This is a genomic window from Streptomyces indicus (genome assembly GCF_900100315.1).
Classification (GTDB): Bacteria; Actinomycetota; Actinomycetes; order Streptomycetales; family Streptomycetaceae; genus Streptomyces; species Streptomyces indicus.
Genome location: NZ_FNFF01000001.1, coordinates 575,807 through 590,706, shown reverse-complemented (window position 1 = coordinate 590,706; position 14,900 = coordinate 575,807). Strand labels below are relative to the sequence as shown.

At 72.6% G+C, this 14,900-nt stretch carries 15 protein-coding genes; 8 read left to right on the top strand and 7 right to left on the bottom strand.

Annotated elements, in window-relative coordinates; translation table 11 throughout:
* The first annotated feature begins 139 nt into the window (after positions 1-139).
* Positions 140-652 (top strand): GNAT family N-acetyltransferase, encoded by a 513-nt coding sequence (locus BLT97_RS02700; protein WP_093606993.1) that lies wholly within the window; start codon positions 140-142, stop codon positions 650-652.
* Between the two features lie 22 nt (positions 653-674).
* Here the strand turns inward: BLT97_RS02700 and BLT97_RS02695 are convergent, their stop codons facing one another.
* From BLT97_RS02695 to BLT97_RS02685, 3 genes are read right to left on the bottom strand one after another with little or no spacing between them, the layout of a single operon-like run.
* Positions 675-1,244, bottom strand: coding sequence for a GNAT family N-acetyltransferase (locus BLT97_RS02695; RefSeq protein ID WP_425442632.1), 570 nt, complete (start codon positions 1,242-1,244; stop codon positions 675-677).
* Positions 1,241-2,725 (bottom strand): MFS transporter, encoded by a 1,485-nt coding sequence (locus tag BLT97_RS02690; RefSeq protein WP_176953615.1) that lies wholly within the window; start codon positions 2,723-2,725, stop codon positions 1,241-1,243. The genes BLT97_RS02695 and BLT97_RS02690 overlap by 4 nt, the downstream gene beginning before the upstream one ends.
* Entirely contained in the window at positions 2,722-3,282 is a 561-nt protein-coding gene (locus tag BLT97_RS02685; RefSeq protein WP_093607722.1) for a helix-turn-helix domain-containing protein, read from the bottom strand. Before BLT97_RS02685 ends, BLT97_RS02690 begins: the two co-directional genes overlap by 4 nt.
* 110 nt (positions 3,283-3,392) lie before the next feature.
* Here BLT97_RS02685 and BLT97_RS02680 point away from each other — a divergent pair, with 110 nt between their 5' ends.
* The gene (locus tag BLT97_RS02680; RefSeq protein ID WP_093606991.1) at positions 3,393-4,253 is read left to right on the top strand and encodes an Fpg/Nei family DNA glycosylase; all 861 of its coding nucleotides are present in this window, start codon (positions 3,393-3,395) and stop codon (positions 4,251-4,253) included.
* Between the two features lie 64 nt (positions 4,254-4,317).
* Here the strand turns inward: BLT97_RS02680 and BLT97_RS02675 are convergent, their stop codons facing one another.
* Entirely contained in the window at positions 4,318-4,980 is a 663-nt protein-coding gene (locus tag BLT97_RS02675; protein ID WP_093606990.1) for an anti-sigma factor family protein, read from the bottom strand.
* Between the two features lie 217 nt (positions 4,981-5,197).
* Between BLT97_RS02675 and BLT97_RS02670 the strand changes: the two genes are divergently transcribed.
* The 5 genes from BLT97_RS02670 to BLT97_RS02650 all read left to right on the top strand — a co-directional run bounded on the left by BLT97_RS02670 (position 5,198) and on the right by BLT97_RS02650 (position 10,184).
* Positions 5,198-5,974: a LytR/AlgR family response regulator transcription factor gene (locus BLT97_RS02670; protein ID WP_093606989.1), complete on the top strand. Its 777-nt coding sequence runs from the start codon at positions 5,198-5,200 to the stop codon at positions 5,972-5,974.
* 318 nt (positions 5,975-6,292) lie between these two features.
* A complete protein-coding gene (locus BLT97_RS02665; protein ID WP_093606988.1) occupies positions 6,293-6,571 on the top strand; it encodes a hypothetical protein in 279 nt (92 codons plus the stop codon).
* Between the two features lie 79 nt (positions 6,572-6,650).
* Positions 6,651-7,034, top strand: coding sequence for a hypothetical protein (locus BLT97_RS02660; RefSeq protein ID WP_093606987.1), 384 nt, complete (start codon positions 6,651-6,653; stop codon positions 7,032-7,034).
* A 43-nt stretch (positions 7,035-7,077) separates the two neighbouring features.
* Positions 7,078-8,979 (top strand): sodium/solute symporter, encoded by a 1,902-nt coding sequence (locus BLT97_RS02655; RefSeq protein ID WP_093606986.1) that lies wholly within the window; start codon positions 7,078-7,080, stop codon positions 8,977-8,979.
* Entirely contained in the window at positions 8,976-10,184 is a 1,209-nt protein-coding gene (locus tag BLT97_RS02650; RefSeq protein WP_093606985.1) for a histidine kinase, read from the top strand. Before BLT97_RS02655 ends, BLT97_RS02650 begins: the two co-directional genes overlap by 4 nt.
* Before the next feature lie 50 nt (positions 10,185-10,234).
* Here BLT97_RS02650 and BLT97_RS02645 read toward each other — a convergent pair whose 3' ends face one another.
* Both BLT97_RS02645 and BLT97_RS02640 read right to left on the bottom strand, forming a co-directional pair.
* Positions 10,235-10,678 (bottom strand): hypothetical protein, encoded by a 444-nt coding sequence (locus tag BLT97_RS02645; protein WP_093607721.1) that lies wholly within the window; start codon positions 10,676-10,678, stop codon positions 10,235-10,237.
* Positions 10,679-11,027: 349 nt separating this feature from the next.
* Complete coding sequence (locus tag BLT97_RS02640; protein WP_093607720.1) at positions 11,028-11,567, bottom strand: sigma-70 family RNA polymerase sigma factor; 540 nt, start codon at positions 11,565-11,567, stop codon at positions 11,028-11,030.
* Positions 11,568-12,016: 449 nt separating this feature from the next.
* On the opposite strand from BLT97_RS02640, the gene BLT97_RS02635 reads away from it, so the two are divergent.
* Positions 12,017-13,231 carry a CapA family protein gene (locus tag BLT97_RS02635; RefSeq protein ID WP_093606984.1) on the top strand — a complete coding sequence of 405 codons (1,215 nt, stop codon included), beginning with the start codon at positions 12,017-12,019 and terminating at the stop codon, positions 13,229-13,231.
* A gap of 69 nt (positions 13,232-13,300) precedes the next feature.
* Here the strand turns inward: BLT97_RS02635 and BLT97_RS02630 are convergent, their stop codons facing one another.
* Positions 13,301-14,728: an amino acid permease gene (locus BLT97_RS02630; RefSeq protein WP_093606983.1), complete on the bottom strand. Its 1,428-nt coding sequence runs from the start codon at positions 14,726-14,728 to the stop codon at positions 13,301-13,303.
* Between the last annotated feature and the right edge of the window lie 172 nt (positions 14,729-14,900).

Genomic DNA, 14,900 nt, shown 5'->3' with positions numbered 1-14,900 from the left:
GGGCCCCATCCTGACATCCCCGCGGGGGTGCCATGGCCACACCCCCGGGAACGTGTCCCGCGGGCTCGCCTCTGACCTGGGCAAACGAGCTCGCGACGGGGCGCGTGCCTGCGGTACCGTCGGCGGTCGAGGAGGCACGATGCAGCAGAGCACGACGGCGCTGATCAGGGCGGGGCACGAGGGGGACCTCGAGGAGCTCACGCGGATCTACAACCACTACATCGCCGAGACGGCGATCACCTTCGACATCGACCCGATCACGGTCGACGAGCGCCGCGCCTGGCTGCACGCCCACCCGGAGACCGGACCGCACCGGCTGCTCGTCGCGGAGCAGGACGGGGCGGTGGTCGGCTATGCGACCAGCAGCTCCTTCCGCCCGAAGCTCGCGTATCTGACCTCCGTCGAGACCTCCGTCTACCTCGCGCCCGAGTACGGCGGCCGGGGCCTGGGCAGCCGGCTCTACTCCGCCCTGTTCGAAGCGCTCGCTGAAGAGGACGTGCACCGCGCGTACGCGGCGGTCACCGTCCCGAACGAGGCCTCGTTCCGGCTGCACGAGCGCTTCGGCTTCAAGCCCGCCGGCACGCACCGCGAGGTCGGCCGGAAGTTCGGGCGCTACTGGGACGTGGCGTGGTTCGAGAAGGAGATGCGCTGAGCGCGTCCGCGACCCGGGCGGGTCAGGCGGGCGTGAGCGTCTTGTGGAAGAACGTGGACGGCATCAGCTTTCCGGCCGGATCCGCCGCGTAGTCCGGCACCGTTCCCGTCGGCGTCCACCCGGCGGCCCGGTACAGGCGCTCCGCCGGACTGCCCGTCTCCGTGTCCAGCGTGAGCAGGGTGATCCCCGCCCCCGCCGCGAACTCCTCGGCCATATCGAGCAGTCGGCGGGCCACTCCACGGCCGCGGGCGGCCGGCGCGACCATCAGCTTCACCACTTCGGCGCGGTGCCGCCCGTTGTCCTTGGCCACCGGCGCCAGACCGACCGTCCCCGCCAGGCGTCCCTCGACGTGCGCCACCCAGACGACGAGCCGTCCGGCCGCGACCTCGGCGGACAGCGAACGCCACCACTGCGCCGCCTGCGCGGCGTCGAGGCCCGCGAGGAAGCCGAGCGAGGCGCCGCCCGCCACGGTCGCGGCCAGCAGCTCGCCGAGCGCGTCCGCCTCGGCATCGAGTCCGGCGGCGGTCAGCCTCGTGACGGTCGGCGGGCCGCCGGGCGCGGTCGTGTGCGGGGTCACAACGTGCGTGCTCACGGGGTGAGTTCCTTTCCCTGGGGCGCGGGGAGCGCGGTCCGGACCGGCGTGGGCTTTGCGCCCGCACGGCGATGGAGTACGGAGATCAGCAGGCCCGCCCCGACGATCGCGGTGCAGGCCAGCGAGGCGTGCCAGAACGCCCGGCGCATCCCCGGCAGTCCGAGGGACGCGGCCGAGGAGTGCAGATAGAGCCCGGAGACGGCGCTGATGAACACCGCCGCCGCCATGCGCTGCGACATCTGGAGCAGCCCGCCCGCCACCCCGGCCGCCTCGGCCGGCGCGTGCCGCAGGACCTGGGCCTGGGTCGGCGCGACGGTGAACCCGGTCGCGGCCCCCGCGCACAGCTGGCACAGGGCGAGCACCCACGGCAGCGCACCGGCCGGCACGTACAGCGTCGCGATACCTCCCGACAGCAGGGCGAGGGCGGACAGCGTGAGCCCGGAGGTGATCACGCGGTGTTCGCCGAACCGGCGCACCACCCGCCACGCGAAGGTGGACGTGGCACCCATGCCGACCGCCTGCGGCAGCATCACCAGAGCCGCCGTCATGGGGGACAGACCGAGCTCGGCCTGGAGGAACACGGCGAGGACCATGCCGTTCGCGAGCGAGGCGCCGAACTGGGCCATCGCCACGCCCGTGCCGAGCGCGAACGGCGCGGAGCGGGTGAGCGCCGGATGCACGAGCGGGCGCCGTCCCGAGCGCGCCCGGGCCCGCTGCTGGAGCACGAGCGCCACCGCGAGGGCCGCCGCCCCGGCTCCGTAGGCGAGATATCCGCCGGAGCGGATGAACGGCAGCATGATGAGGACGGTCAGGCCCGCGAACAGCGCGACACCCGGCAGATCGAGCCCGGCGGACGCATTGACCGGCCGCTGCCGCGGCAGGAAGCGGGCGCCGGCCACGAGCGTGGCCACGGCGAAGGGCACGTTCAGCAGGACCGCGAACCGCCAGCCCGGCTCGGCCCCCGCCGCGGCGATCAGCGCACCGCCCACCGGGGGCCCGAGCGCGGTCGCGATCCCCGCCGTCACCGCGTACATCCCGAGCGCCCGCGCCCGCGCGGCGCCGCGGAACACGTCCTGGATGGTGCCGATCACCTGCGCGTTGACCAGCCCGGCACCCAGCCCCTGGAACAGCCGCGCGCCCACCACGAGCCAGGCGTCCTGGGCGCAGCTCGACAGCAGGCCGCCGAGCACGAAGAGCGCCATGCCCGCGAGGAAGAAGGGCTTGCGGCCGTGCACGTCGCCGAGCCGCCCGCCCGGCACGAGCGCCACACCGAAGGCCAGCGAGTACCCGGCCACGATCCATTGCAGCTGTGCCGCGTCGGCGGCCAGGGCGTCCCGCAGGGCGGGCACGGCGATGTTGAGCACCGACTGGTCGAGCAGGGAGGTGAACCCGGCCGCGAGACAGACGGCGAGAATACGGCGCTCACGCGCGGAGAACCGCTCTCCCTCGCGGGTCTCGCGCGCCTCGGATATACCGCTCACGGCAGCACCACGGCGATCACGTAGCGCACCGGTCCTTCGGAGGTGCAGCGGAAACGCGAGGGCCCCCACAGGCGGAAGCGGAGACAGTCGCCGGTCGCCAGCGCGTACGTCTCGTTCTGCACGCTCACGTCCAGCGTGCCCTCGAGCACATAGATGTGCTGCTCGAGCCCCGGGACCGGCGGTCCGTCGTAGGAGATGTCCGCGCCGGGGCGCAGCGTGCCCTCGACCAGCTCGCCGCGGAGCCCCGCGTGCGGCGGGGAGACCGAGCGCCGGACGAAACCGGACTCCGTGTCGTTCCACACGCGCTGCCGCTCCGCGCGCACCAGCTGGGCCTGCTCGCCCTCGACCTCCGTGAGCAGCCGGGACATGGTGCGCTCGTACGCCGCGCAGAGGCGGTTGAGCAGCGAGGTCGTCGGGCTGATCTCGCCGCGCTCCAGGCGCGAGAGCGTGGACCGGCTGACACCGGAGCGGGTGGCCAACTCGTCCAGGGACCAGCCGCGTTCGGTGCGCAGGGCGGCGAGGCGCTGGGCCAGCCGTGCGTCGATGTCGTCTCCCATATCCGGGATGCTATCCCGAATGTGGGAGACGCTGGAACGGTCCCGAGCCGGATCCGGCGTGTGCATCGGCGCGGTGCGCGGCTGTCAGTGGCCCGTGCCAAGGTGGGATCATGCCCGAACTTCCGGAGGTGGAGGCCCTCAGGGTCTTCCTGACCGAGCATCTCGCCGAGGCCCGGATCGCCCGTGTCCTGCCGGTGGCGATCAGTGTCCTGAAGACTTACGACCCGCCACTCGGCGCCCTGGAGGGCCGGCCCGTCACGGGTGTCGCGCGGCACGGGAAGTTCCTCGACCTCGACCTGGACGGGCTGCACCTCGTCACCCATCTCGCCCGCGCGGGCTGGCTGCACTGGAAGGACCGGCTGCCGGACGGCCCGCCCAAGCCGGGCAAAGGGCCCCTCGCCCTGCGCGTCGCCCTCGACGACGGCCGGGGCTTCGACCTGACCGAGGCGGGGACCCAGAAGCGGCTCGCGGTGTACGTGGTGCACGACCCGCAGGACGTCCCGGGCATCGCCCGGCTCGGCCCCGACCCGCTCGCCGAGGACTTCGACGAGGCCGCGTTCGCCGCACTCCTCAAGGACGAACGCCGCCGCATCAAGGGTGCCCTGCGCGACCAGAGCCTGATCGCGGGGATCGGCAATGCGTACAGCGACGAGATCCTGCACGTGGCCCGGATGTCCCCGTACAAGATCGCGGGACGTCTCACCGAGGACGAGCGGCACACGCTGTACGAGGCCATGCGCGGCACGCTCGCGGAGGCGGTGGAGCGCTCGCGCGGGGTGGCCGCGGGCCGGCTGAAGTCGGAGAAGAAGAGCGGCCTCAGGGTGCACGGGCGGACGGGGGAGGCCTGTCCGGTGTGCGGGGACACGATCCGCGAGGTGTCCTTCAGCGACTCCTCGTTGCAGTACTGCCCCAGGTGCCAGACCGGAGGGAAGCCGCTCGCGGACCGGCGGTTGTCGCGGCTGCTCAAGTAGGGCGGTCGCAGGGGCGGTTCGTGAGGATGGTCAGTGCGCCGGGATGGTGAGCACGTGTGTGCCGTCAGTGCGCCGGGATGGTGAGGACGCGTGTGCCGTCCAGCGTCCGTACCTCGAACCGCCGGATCTGGTCCGCGCGCAGCCCGGTCCCGCCCTCCGCGCGGAGCGGCCGCTCGTGGCCCGTGCGGCCCGGGAAGCCGTAACCCCCTTGCGGCACCGACCAGCTGAGCACCGTCTCCTCCGCGCCGTCCGTTCCCACCGCGACCAGCTCGCAGCGCCGCGGGCCGTCGAGACCGTCCATGCGCAGGGCCACACCCGTGCCCCACGCCTGCGGTTGGAGCGCGAGGCTTGCCGCGACGGTCCCGGACCGTGCGTCGAGCACGTGCGGCTGCTCATCGCGCAGGTGCACGGTCCCGGCCGGTGCGGCGATGAGCACCGCCACGGCCGCGGCCACCAGACGCAGCCGGCTCGTACGGCGGGCGCGCCGGACCGTTGCGAGCAGGCGGTCGAGCAGCGGCGGCGAGGGGGCGGAGGTGGTCGCGCGTGCGGGCGGAAGCGCGTGCGGCTCCGTCAGCGGTGCGAGGAGCGCCACCACCCGCGAGAATGCGGCGAGTTCGGCGGCGCACGGCAGGCAGTCGCCCAGGTGGGCCTCGACCTCCAGACTGTCCGCGGGTTCCAGAACGCCCAGCGCGTAGGCGGCGACGTCCTGGTGCTGCGCGGCGCTCATGGGCGTTCCTTCTCCTGCGAGGTCGTACGGAGCTGTGCGGGACGGCCGGGGTGACGCCCCACGTGAGACGCGAGGGGAACCAGGCCCCTGCAACGTGTCCCCCTGCAATACGGGACATCGGGTGTTACTGCTCAACGCCTCCGGGAATTCCGCCGGCCGCCCCCGCCCCGTACGGCACCTGTGTCCACCGGGCACGGGGCGGCATACACTCCGCCGCATGCTGCGTGTACTGGCCGTCGACGACGAGAAGCCCGCGCTCGAAGAGCTGCTCTTCCTGCTGCGCGCCGACTCCCGGGTGCGCAGCGCCGAGGGCGCCACCGACGCCACCGAGGCGCTGCGCAGGATCAACCGTGCGCTGGACGCCGGGCCCGACGGCGAGGACGCCATCGACGTGGTGTTCCTCGACATCCACATGGCAGGGCTCACCGGTCTCGATGTCGCCCGGCTGCTCGCGGGGTTCGCGCGGCCGCCGCTGATCGTGTTCGTCACCGCGCACGAAGGGTTCGCCGTGCAGGCCTTCGACCTGAAGGCCGTCGACTACGTGCTCAAGCCCGTACGGCGCGAGCGCCTCGCCGAGGCGGTGCGCCGGGTCAGCGACCTGACCGGCAAGGCGGCCGCGGCGGCCCCCGTGCCCGCCACACCCGTCGCGGTGGACTCGGCGCCGGACCAGATCCCCGTCGAACTGGGCGGCGTCACGCGCTTCATCCCGATCGACGACATCGCGTACGTCGAGGCCCACGGGGACTACGCGCGGCTGTACACGGACGAGGGCAGCCACCTGGTGCGGATCCCGCTCTCCACGCTGGAGGAGCGCTGGGCCGCGCGCGGGTTCGTCCGCATACACCGGCGCCACCTCGTCGCGCTGGGCCGCATCGACGAACTGCGCCTGGACGCGGGTGCGACGACGGTGCGGGTGGGCGGCGCGGAACTGGCGGTGAGCCGCCGCCATGCACGCGAGGTGCGGGACCTCCTGATGCGGCACGCTCGTCGTTGAGGTGGTCTCGGTCCGCGTGCACCTTGCCGGGGTCGTCCCCGCACCCTGCTCCGCCGCTCCGCGGCGGGTGGTCGGGGTGTGGGGCTGACGCCCCACACCCCGACCACGGGGGCTCCGCCCCCGGTACCCCCGCGCCGTGCCCTCCTCCGTACGGGCGACGGCCCACTCTGGCCTGCGCCGGCGTGAACGCCCCCCCCGACCGCACACCGTCCGACCCGACCGCTCACCGCACCCCACCCGCCGTCCGGCGACGCGTGGCTGGTCGTGGGGGAGGGCGGGTGCCTAGCCTGGCGCCGGTCGACGGGAGGGAAGTCCGACGTGCCCGCTCCATCCGAAGTCGAGGCGCTGGTCAGGGAGGTGCGGGCGCTGCCCGGGCCGCCGGCGGACCGGGCGGAGGCGGTGCGCTACCTCGCCGGCCTCAAGCGCGTCGCCGCCCGGTGGGCCGAGATCCTCGACGAGGCGCAGGAGGCGGCCGCCCCGTTCACCGGGCCGCGCGCCGAAGCCGCGCTGCAACTGGCCTTCCGGCGCGCCGAGGAGTCGTACGTCGAACTGGAAGTGGCCCTCCAGGACTGCGGAGCCGAGCTCTACCCCAGGTGAACCGCCGTGCGTAGACTCCCGTTCACCCCGCACCGGACGAGGACGAGCACGAGCACGAGCCAGAGAGAGCGCACCGCCCATGCCAGCTGCACCCGACGGCCCGCGCCGGGAGATCGTCACCGGTGTGCCGCGTCAGGCGCGGCGCCCGCACGGCCACACCGCCGCGCGCTTCGAGATCGACGAGCAGACCACCATCGGCACGACCTACGTCCGCTCGCTCATGCGCAGCCAGTTGAAGGCCGGCCTCACCGCGCTCGGGCTCCTGATCCTGTTCGTCGCCACCTTGCCGCTGCTGTTCATGCTGCCCGAGTCCGTGACCGGCTCCGACACCTCGCCCGCCCTGTTCGTCTGGGTCTCGCTTGGCGTGGGCGTATACCCGGTGATGTTCCTGATAGCCCGCTGGTACGTCCGCAGGGCCGAGCGCAACGAGCGGGACTTCACGGGCCTCGTCGAAGGGCGCTGAGGCGCGTGCCGCAGACCCTCCCGGCCATGAGCGCGGGGCAGCCGTGAACCAGACGTACGCCGTCACCGCCGTCACCCTCGTCGTGCTCGCCACGGTCCTCATCGGCGCGCTCGGCCTGCGGATCTCCCGTACCACCTCCGACTTCTACGTCGCCTCGCGCACCGTGCAGCCGGGCCTCAACGCCGCGGCCATCAGCGGCGAATACCTCTCCGCCGCCTCCTTCCTCGGCGTCGCGGGCCTGGTCCTGCTCCAGGGCCCGGACATGCTCTGGTATCCGGTCGGCTACACCGCCGGCTACCTCGTGCTGCTGATCCTCGTCGCCGCCCCGCTGCGGCGCTCCGGCGCGTACACGCTCTCGGACTTCGCCGAGGACCGCCTCGAGTCGCAGACCGTGCGCCGTCTCGCGAGCCTCTTCGTCGTCGGCATCGGCTGGCTCTACCTGCTGCCCCAACTCCAGGGCGCCGGGCTCACCCTGGAGATCCTGACCGGCTCGCCCGGCTGGGTGGGCAGCCTGGTCGTCGCGCTGGTCGTGACGGGCGCGGTGGCGGCCGGCGGCATGCGCTCCATCACCTTCGTGCAGGCCTTCCAGTACTGGCTCAAGCTCACCGCGCTGCTCGTGCCCGCCCTGTTCCTGCTGGTGGCGTGGCTCGGGGACGGCACCCCGCGCGCGAGCTTCGACGCCCCGGCCGTCTTCCGCGAGCACACCTCGGTACGGATCGACACGACCGTCCGCATCGAACTCGACGCCCCCCTCACGCTCACCGTCGACGGAGAGCTCGACGGCACCGCGTACGACAAGCGGCGCGTCACGCTCGACGAGGGGAGCCACCGCGTCGAGCGCGGCACGCGGCTGTCCTTCCCGTCCGGCACCCCCGTCCCCGAGACCCAGGAGCACACCGGCACCGGCACCTCCAACTGGTCGCGCCCGCTCGCCGGCGACCGCGACGAGTACCGGCTCTACGCCACGTACGGACTGATCCTCGCGACCTTCCTCGGCACCATGGGCCTGCCGCATGTGGCCGTCCGCTTCTACACCAGCCCCAACGGACGCGCGGCCCGCCGCACCACGCTGGCGGTGCTCGGCCTGGTGGGCGCCTTCTACCTGCTGCCGCCCGTGTACGGCGCGCTCGGCCGGATCTACGCGCCCGAACTCGCCCTCACCGGCGACGCCGACGCGGCCGTGCTCGTCCTGCCCGAGCGACTCATCGGCGGGGTGGGCGGCGATCTGCTCGGGGCGCTGCTCGCGGGCGGCGCCTTCGCGGCCTTCCTGTCCACCGCGTCCGGGCTCACCCTCGCCGTGGCGGGAGTGCTGCACCAGGACGTGCTCGCGACCCGCGGGGTACGGCACTTCAGGATCGCGGCGGCCCTCGCGATGGCCGCGCCGTTCGGGGTGTCGCTGATCGCCACCAACGTCCCGGTGGCGGACGCGGTCGGGCTCGCCTTCGCCGTCTCGGCCTCGTCCTTCTGCCCGCTGCTCGTGCTCGGCATCTGGTGGCGCCGTCTCACCCCGCCCGGCGCGGTGGCGGGCCTGGTCACCGGGGGAGGGGCGGCCCTGACCGCCGTGCTCGCCACCCGCACCGGACTGCCCTCGGCCGGCTGGGCGCACACGCTGCTCGCCTGGCCCGCGGTGTGGTCGGTGCCGCTCGGCTTCCTCACGATGATCGCGGTCTCGCTGCTCACGCCGTCCCGCATCCCGCCGGGCACGGCGGCCACGCTGGCCCGCCTGCATCTGCCGGAGGACCTGTCGGCCCGGCGGCGCGGCGAGCCGCCGGCCCGTGAACTCGGCGGCGTCCGCAAGCGTGCAGTGCAGTACGGCGCTTCCGTACGCGGTGCGGGCGAGGCGGAAGAGCGGGCCGCGCGGGGCGCGGGCGAGGCAGGAGAGCGGGCCGTGCGCGGTGCGGACGGGCCGGGCGAGCCGGCGGAACGGAAGGCGGGGGAGGGATGACCGGGATCGGGATCGCGGCCCTGGTCGTGGCGGGTGTCGTCGTCCTCGCGGCCGGCTTCCTGCTCGGCCGGTTCACCGCCCGGCGCGGCGAGGGCGACCTGGACCTCGGCACCCCCGTCGAGCGCGCCACCTTCCACACGCTGCACACCGCCTCGCTCGCGGCGCCCCCGCTGCGCGCCGGCCTCACCGAGGACACGGCGCGCAAGGCGGCCAAACGGCTGCGCTCCCTGCTCGGCACCGAGGCCCTGTGCCTGACCGACCGCGAGCGCGTGCTCGCCTGGGACGGCCCCGGACTCGGCCACCACAACGACGCCGTCCTGCGCCGCCTCGGCGAACTCCTCGAATCCGGCCGCAGCTTGAGCGTGCGCACCGAGTGCGAGCTGCCCGAGTGCCCGCTGCGCTGGACCGTCGTCGCGCCGCTCACCGGCGAGGACGGCATCCTCGGCGCCCTGGTCGCCTACGGCTCACGCGAGTCCGCCGTGCTCGTACGGGCCGCGACCGAGGTGGCCCGCTGGGTCTCCGTCCAGCTCGAACTCGCCGAACTCGACCGCTCCCGCACCCGCCTGATCGAGGCCGAGATCCGCGCTCTGCGCGCCCAGATCTCCCCGCACTTCATCTTCAACTCGCTCGCCGCCATCGCCTCGTTCGTCCGCACCGACCCCGAGCGCGCCCGCGAACTCCTCCTGGAATTCGCCGACTTCACGCGCTACTCCTTCCGGCGGCACGGGGACTTCACCACCCTCGCCGACGAGTTGCGCTCCATCGAGCAGTACCTGGCCCTTGCGGGCGCCCGCTTCGGCGACCGGCTCCAGGTGACCCTCCAGGTCGCCCCCGAAGTGCTGCCCGTCGCACTGCCCTTCCTGTGCCTCCAGCCGCTCGTCGAGAACGCCGTCAAGCACGGCCTGGAGGACTCGCGCGACAAGTGCCGCATCTCCATCTCCGCGCAGGACGCCGGCGCCGAGGCCCTGGTCGTGATCGAGGACGACGGCGTCGGCATGGACCCCGCGCTGCTGCGCCGGATCCTCGCGGGCGACCACGTGCCGCAGGGAGCCGGATCCAACGGGCTCGGCCTGTCCAACGTCGACGACCGGCTGCGTCAGGTGTACGGGGACGAGTACGGCCTCGTCATCGAGACGGGCGTGGGCGCGGGCATGAAGATCACGGTACGGGTGCCGAAGTACCGCGCCGGGGTGCACTCGCACTGACGGCTCCGGGTGACCGTCCGGGGCCGGACAGGCTTCGGGCGTCGCGCCGCTCAGAACAGATGGATCGCCAAGTGCCCTAGCGGCAGCCCCAGTTCCCATGCCGGCGTCCACACCTGGTCGTCCTCGTCGACCTCGATCGCGCCCCGGTGCCACTGCAGCGAGGAGTCCAGATCGGCCGCGAGCAGCTCGGTGCGCTGCAGCCACTCCCAGGTCTCCGTCGCCAGCTCCAGGTCCGGGCCGCCGCCCTCGGCGCTCCGGCGCTCCATCCGCTCGCGCACCCACTCCTGCCAGGGATGGCCGTACGCGGTCAGGGACAGCCATTCGTCCAGCTGGGAGATGACACGGATGCCGGAGAGCTCGTCGTCCTGGTCCGACAGATAGATGGTGAGGGCGAGAGTCTGCCGGCCCGCCCGGTACTCCAGGGTGCTCGACGGGACGAGGTCTCCGGTGCGCAGCAGTTCATCGGCGATGTACTCCGCGTAGAGCCATGCCATCGGCACGGCCAGTTCGCCGGTACCCCTGCCGTTGCTCCTGTCGGGCAGCAACCGATCCACCTACTCCCTTTCCTCTGCCCCCGCGAGGCCCCTCCGAGCCCCGAGGGGCAGCCTTCACCGTCGGGCCCGCCCGTGGGTCCGGCTTTACTCAACTGGACACACTGGTTTCGAAATCGACCCCTCCGCAGCTGCACGGATGGGACGTCGCGAGCTCTGTGGTACGAGCGGTGCGCCAGAGGTCGGGCGCACGGTCCGTACCGAAGAACTCGCCTCACACTACGGGCGGTGAGGGTCCGGAGTTCGCCATGATCCGGGGGTTCGGGGGGTGAGAGTGCTCACGCCCGGGGCGTCAGCGGGCCGCTCCGGCACCGTATCCGGGCAGGACGGTCCGCAGCCGCCGAAGGGCGTAGTGCGAACGGGACTTGACGGTTCCCGCGGGAATGCCGAGCGCCTGCGCGGCCTCGGTCACGGAGTGTCCGCGGTAGTAGAGCTGCACGAGGACGTCGCGGTGTTCGCGGCGCAGCGTCGTCAGCGCCTCCCGTACGTCGAGCGCGGTCACCGAGCGCTCCTCGTGCCCGTCGCCCACCACCGCGGCGGGCGCGTGCTCGATGACTTCCGCGCCCACCTCGGCGGGCCGGGCCTGGCGGGCCCGGCGCGCGTCGATCGCGAGGCGCCGGCCGACGGTGAACAGCCAGGGCCGCATCGACTCGTGGTCGCTGCGCAGCGCCTCCGGATGCTGCCAGGCGCGCACCAGCGTCTCCTGGACCAGATCCTCCGCGCGCTGACGGTCGCCGTAGGTCAGACCGAGCAGAAAGCCGAACAAGGCGCGTCCGTGGGCTTCCTGGAGCTCGGCCAGCTCCTGCTCGGGGGTGCGGGTGGGGTGCTCCATCGCGGTGGTCACCGTTGACTCCTCCGTTCCGTCGCGCGTCGCCGTTTCGCTCGTCGGCCGACCGGCCTCCCGCCGCATCGCCGACGCCGTGAACGTAACGGCGTCGTACGGACGTGCGGCCCGCGCGTACGGCGGCAGTCGAGCAGGCGGCCGAGCCGTGCGCCGAACGGTCCGCGCGCAGGTCGGACCCGCGACGAACGGCGCGACGAACGGCGCGACGAGCGGCTCGGTGAACGGCGCGTCGAGTGGCGCGGTGAGCGGCCCCGAGCCGGATGCAGCCGGAATTGGGTGATTACCTTCCGGTTCGGCCAAGTCGTTCCGTATTGGCAACCATCGCGGCAAAGCTCCTTGACTTCCCCGATGCCCCCGGATGGATTCGTACGGGGACATTTCGATTTCTCGATCTCCCCTCCGCCGGCTCGCTCACCACTCAAGGGAAGTCACGTTCGATGACTGAACGCACCGGATCCTTCCGTGCACGCTCCACGGGCGCCGTGCTCGCAGCCGTCCTGACGGCCACCGCCGCCGCGGGCTGCAGCGAAGGGCAGCCCGCGCCCGCGCCGGGACCCGCGTCCGAGAAGAAGCCGCCCGCGCCGTCCGCCGCGGGCGGCCCCGCCCCCGCCCCGGCGCCGGCCGAGGGCTTCACGCTGGTCGCCTCGGGCGACGTGCTGCCGCACGCCTCGATCATCCGCCAGGCCAACGCCGACGCGGGCGGCGACGGATACGACTTCCGGCCGATGCTCGCCGGGGTCAAGCCCGTGGTCGCGAAGGCGGATCTGGCGATCTGCCACATGGAGACGGTGTACGGCGCGGACGGCGACTACACCGGCTACCCCGCCTTCAAGTCGCCGCCCCAGGTGGCCGACGGCCTCGCCGCGACCGGCTACGACTCCTGCTCGACCGCCTCGAACCACACCCTCGACGCGGGCGCGGCCGGTATCCGCCGCACCCTCGACGCGCTCGACAAGGCCGGGATCGCGCACGCCGGTTCGGCGCGCAGCGCGGCCGAGGCCAAGCGCCCCACGATCCTGAAGGCGGGCGGCGCGAAGGTGGCCCACCTCGCCTACAGCTACGGCACCAACGGCTACCCGCTCCCGAAGGGGCAGCCCTGGGCCCTGAACCTCATCGACGAGAAGAAGATCATCGCGGACGCGCGGGCCGCCCGTCGGGCCGGCGCGGACGTGGTCGTGGTCAGCCCGCACTGGGGCACCGAGTGGCAGGACCAGCCCGACGCCCGCCAACTGCGCCTGGCCAAGCGCCTCACCGCGGCGCAGACCCGCGGCCGGCCGGACATCGACCTCATCATCGGCACGCACGCCCATGTGCCGCAGCCGTACGAGAAGGTCAACGGCACCTGGGTGATCTACGGCATGGGCGACCAGATCGCCGGCGACATGATCAATTACTCGGGGTCCCACGACCCGCGCGGCAACCAGGGCACGATCGGCCGCTTCACCTTCGCCCCGCCCAAGGGGCAGGGCGACCGGTGGCAGGTGACCAAGGCGGAGTTCATCCCGCAGTGGTTCGACACCGGCGACGGCCGGGTGGTCAATCTGAACGCCGCGATCAAGCGGGGCGCCGACTTCACGGACGTACGCGACCGCATCCGCCGCATCTCGCTCAGCCGCGGGGCGGCCGAGGACGGGCTCCTGATGGGGAGTTGAGCGCCCGCGCACGCGAGGCGGCGGGCCGCACCCGGACCATCCGGGTGCGGCCCGCCGTCCTTCACCGCGTCACTTCTCCGCAGGGCTCTGGGACTTGGCGAGCTCGGACCGGCGGTACGAGTAGCCGAAGTAGATCAGCAGCCCGATCGCCAGCCACACCGCGAAGCGCACCCAGGTCTGCCACTGCAGATACGTGATCAGCCAGATCGAGAAGCCGACGCCGAGCAGCGGCACCACCGGCATGCCCGGGCAGCGGAACGTACGCGGCAGTTCGGGCTGCCGGTAGCGCAGCACGATCACCGCGACACACACCACCACGAACGCCAACAGGATCCCGATGTTGGTGAGTTCGGCCGCCTCGCCGATCGGCAGGAACCCGGCGATGGCCGCGGACGCGATGCCGACGATCCAGGTGACGCGTACGGGCACATGCCGGGTGGCGTGCGTCTTCGCGAACCACTTGGGGAGCAGTCCGTCGCGCGACATGGAGAACCACACACGGGTGACGCCGAGCATGAACGTGAACATCACCGTGAGGATGCCGATGATCGCCCCGATCGCGATCACATCCGCGAGCCCGCCGAGCCCCACCGACTTGAACGCCGTGGAGAACCCGCTCTCCGGGTCGACCTCCTTGTAGTTCTGCATGCCGGTCAGGACCAGGCAGGCCAGGACGTACAGGACCATCGAGATCGCCAGCGAGTACATGATCGCCTTCGGCATGTGCCGCTGCGCGTCCTTGGACTCCTCGGCGGCCGTGCTCATCGCGTCGTAGCCGAACACCGCGAAGAACACGGTCGCCGCGCCCGTGAACGCGCCGCCCACCCCGAACGGGAAGAACGGGTTGTAGTTCCCGGTGTCGATGTGGAAGACGCCGACGCCGATCACGAGCAGCACGACGAGCACCTTCAGGACCACGACCACGGTCTCGAAACGGGCTGCGTTCTTGATGCCGAGCGTCAGCAGATACGCCACGAACAGGCACAGGATCGCGGCGAACAGGTCGACCTTGTGCCCGTCGCCGGTGCCGGGCGCCCCCAGCATCCACGCGGGCAGTTCGGCTCCCATCTCCTCGACGAGGAAGCCGAAGTAGCCGGAGATGCCGATCGCGACCACGGCCACGATCGCCGTGTACTCGAGCAGCAGGTCCCAGCCGATGAACCAGCCCGCGAGCTCGCCGAGCACCGCGTAGCCGTACGTGTAGGCCGAGCCCGCCTTCGGGATCAGGCCGGCGAACTCCGCGTACGAGAAGGCGGCCGCGGCGCTCGCGACGCCGGCGATGAGGAAGGAGATGAGGACCGCGGGACCGGCCGTGCCGCTGGCCACGGCGCCCGCGAGGCTGAAGATTCCGGCACCGATGATGCCGCCGACACCGATCGCGGTGAGCTGCCACAGACCCAGCGATCTGCTGAGCGCGCCCCCTCCGCTCTCGGTCTCTTCGATCTGTTCGATCGGCTTGCGGCGCAGTACGCCGTGTCCGCTCCGGAGTGGGGCCATGAGCGTCACCTCGTCGTTGGGGGTGTTCCCTGACGGCCGATCATGATGACGCAAGGCAGGGCGGCGCGGAAGACGCCATGCCAGGACGGTTCGGGGTGACTTGATGCGGTTACGGCAGCACGGTGACGCGGGCCGAGGGCTCGCGGACTACGGCAGCACGGTGACGCGGGCC

Excerpts from the sequence above, each read along its gene's own strand:
- BLT97_RS02660 (WP_093606987.1), top strand. The coding sequence starts at position 6,651 with ATGCCAGCTGCACCCGACGGCCCGCGCCGGGAGATCGTCACCGGTGTG.
- BLT97_RS02700 (WP_093606993.1), top strand. The coding sequence starts at position 140 with ATGCAGCAGAGCACGACGGCGCTGATCAGGGCGGGGCACGAGGGGGAC.
- BLT97_RS02680 (WP_093606991.1), top strand. The coding sequence starts at position 3,393 with ATGCCCGAACTTCCGGAGGTGGAGGCCCTCAGGGTCTTCCTGACCGAG.
- BLT97_RS02685 (WP_093607722.1), bottom strand. The coding sequence starts at position 3,282 with ATGGGAGACGACATCGACGCACGGCTGGCCCAGCGCCTCGCCGCCCTG.
- BLT97_RS02650 (WP_093606985.1), top strand. The coding sequence starts at position 8,976 with ATGACCGGGATCGGGATCGCGGCCCTGGTCGTGGCGGGTGTCGTCGTC.
- BLT97_RS02630 (WP_093606983.1), bottom strand. The coding sequence starts at position 14,728 with ATGGCCCCACTCCGGAGCGGACACGGCGTACTGCGCCGCAAGCCGATC.
- BLT97_RS02635 (WP_093606984.1), top strand. The coding sequence starts at position 12,017 with ATGACTGAACGCACCGGATCCTTCCGTGCACGCTCCACGGGCGCCGTG.
- BLT97_RS02645 (WP_093607721.1), bottom strand. The coding sequence starts at position 10,678 with ATGGCATGGCTCTACGCGGAGTACATCGCCGATGAACTGCTGCGCACC.
- BLT97_RS02675 (WP_093606990.1), bottom strand. The coding sequence starts at position 4,980 with ATGAGCGCCGCGCAGCACCAGGACGTCGCCGCCTACGCGCTGGGCGTT.
- BLT97_RS02640 (WP_093607720.1), bottom strand. The coding sequence starts at position 11,567 with ATGGAGCACCCCACCCGCACCCCCGAGCAGGAGCTGGCCGAGCTCCAG.
- BLT97_RS02670 (WP_093606989.1), top strand. The coding sequence starts at position 5,198 with ATGCTGCGTGTACTGGCCGTCGACGACGAGAAGCCCGCGCTCGAAGAG.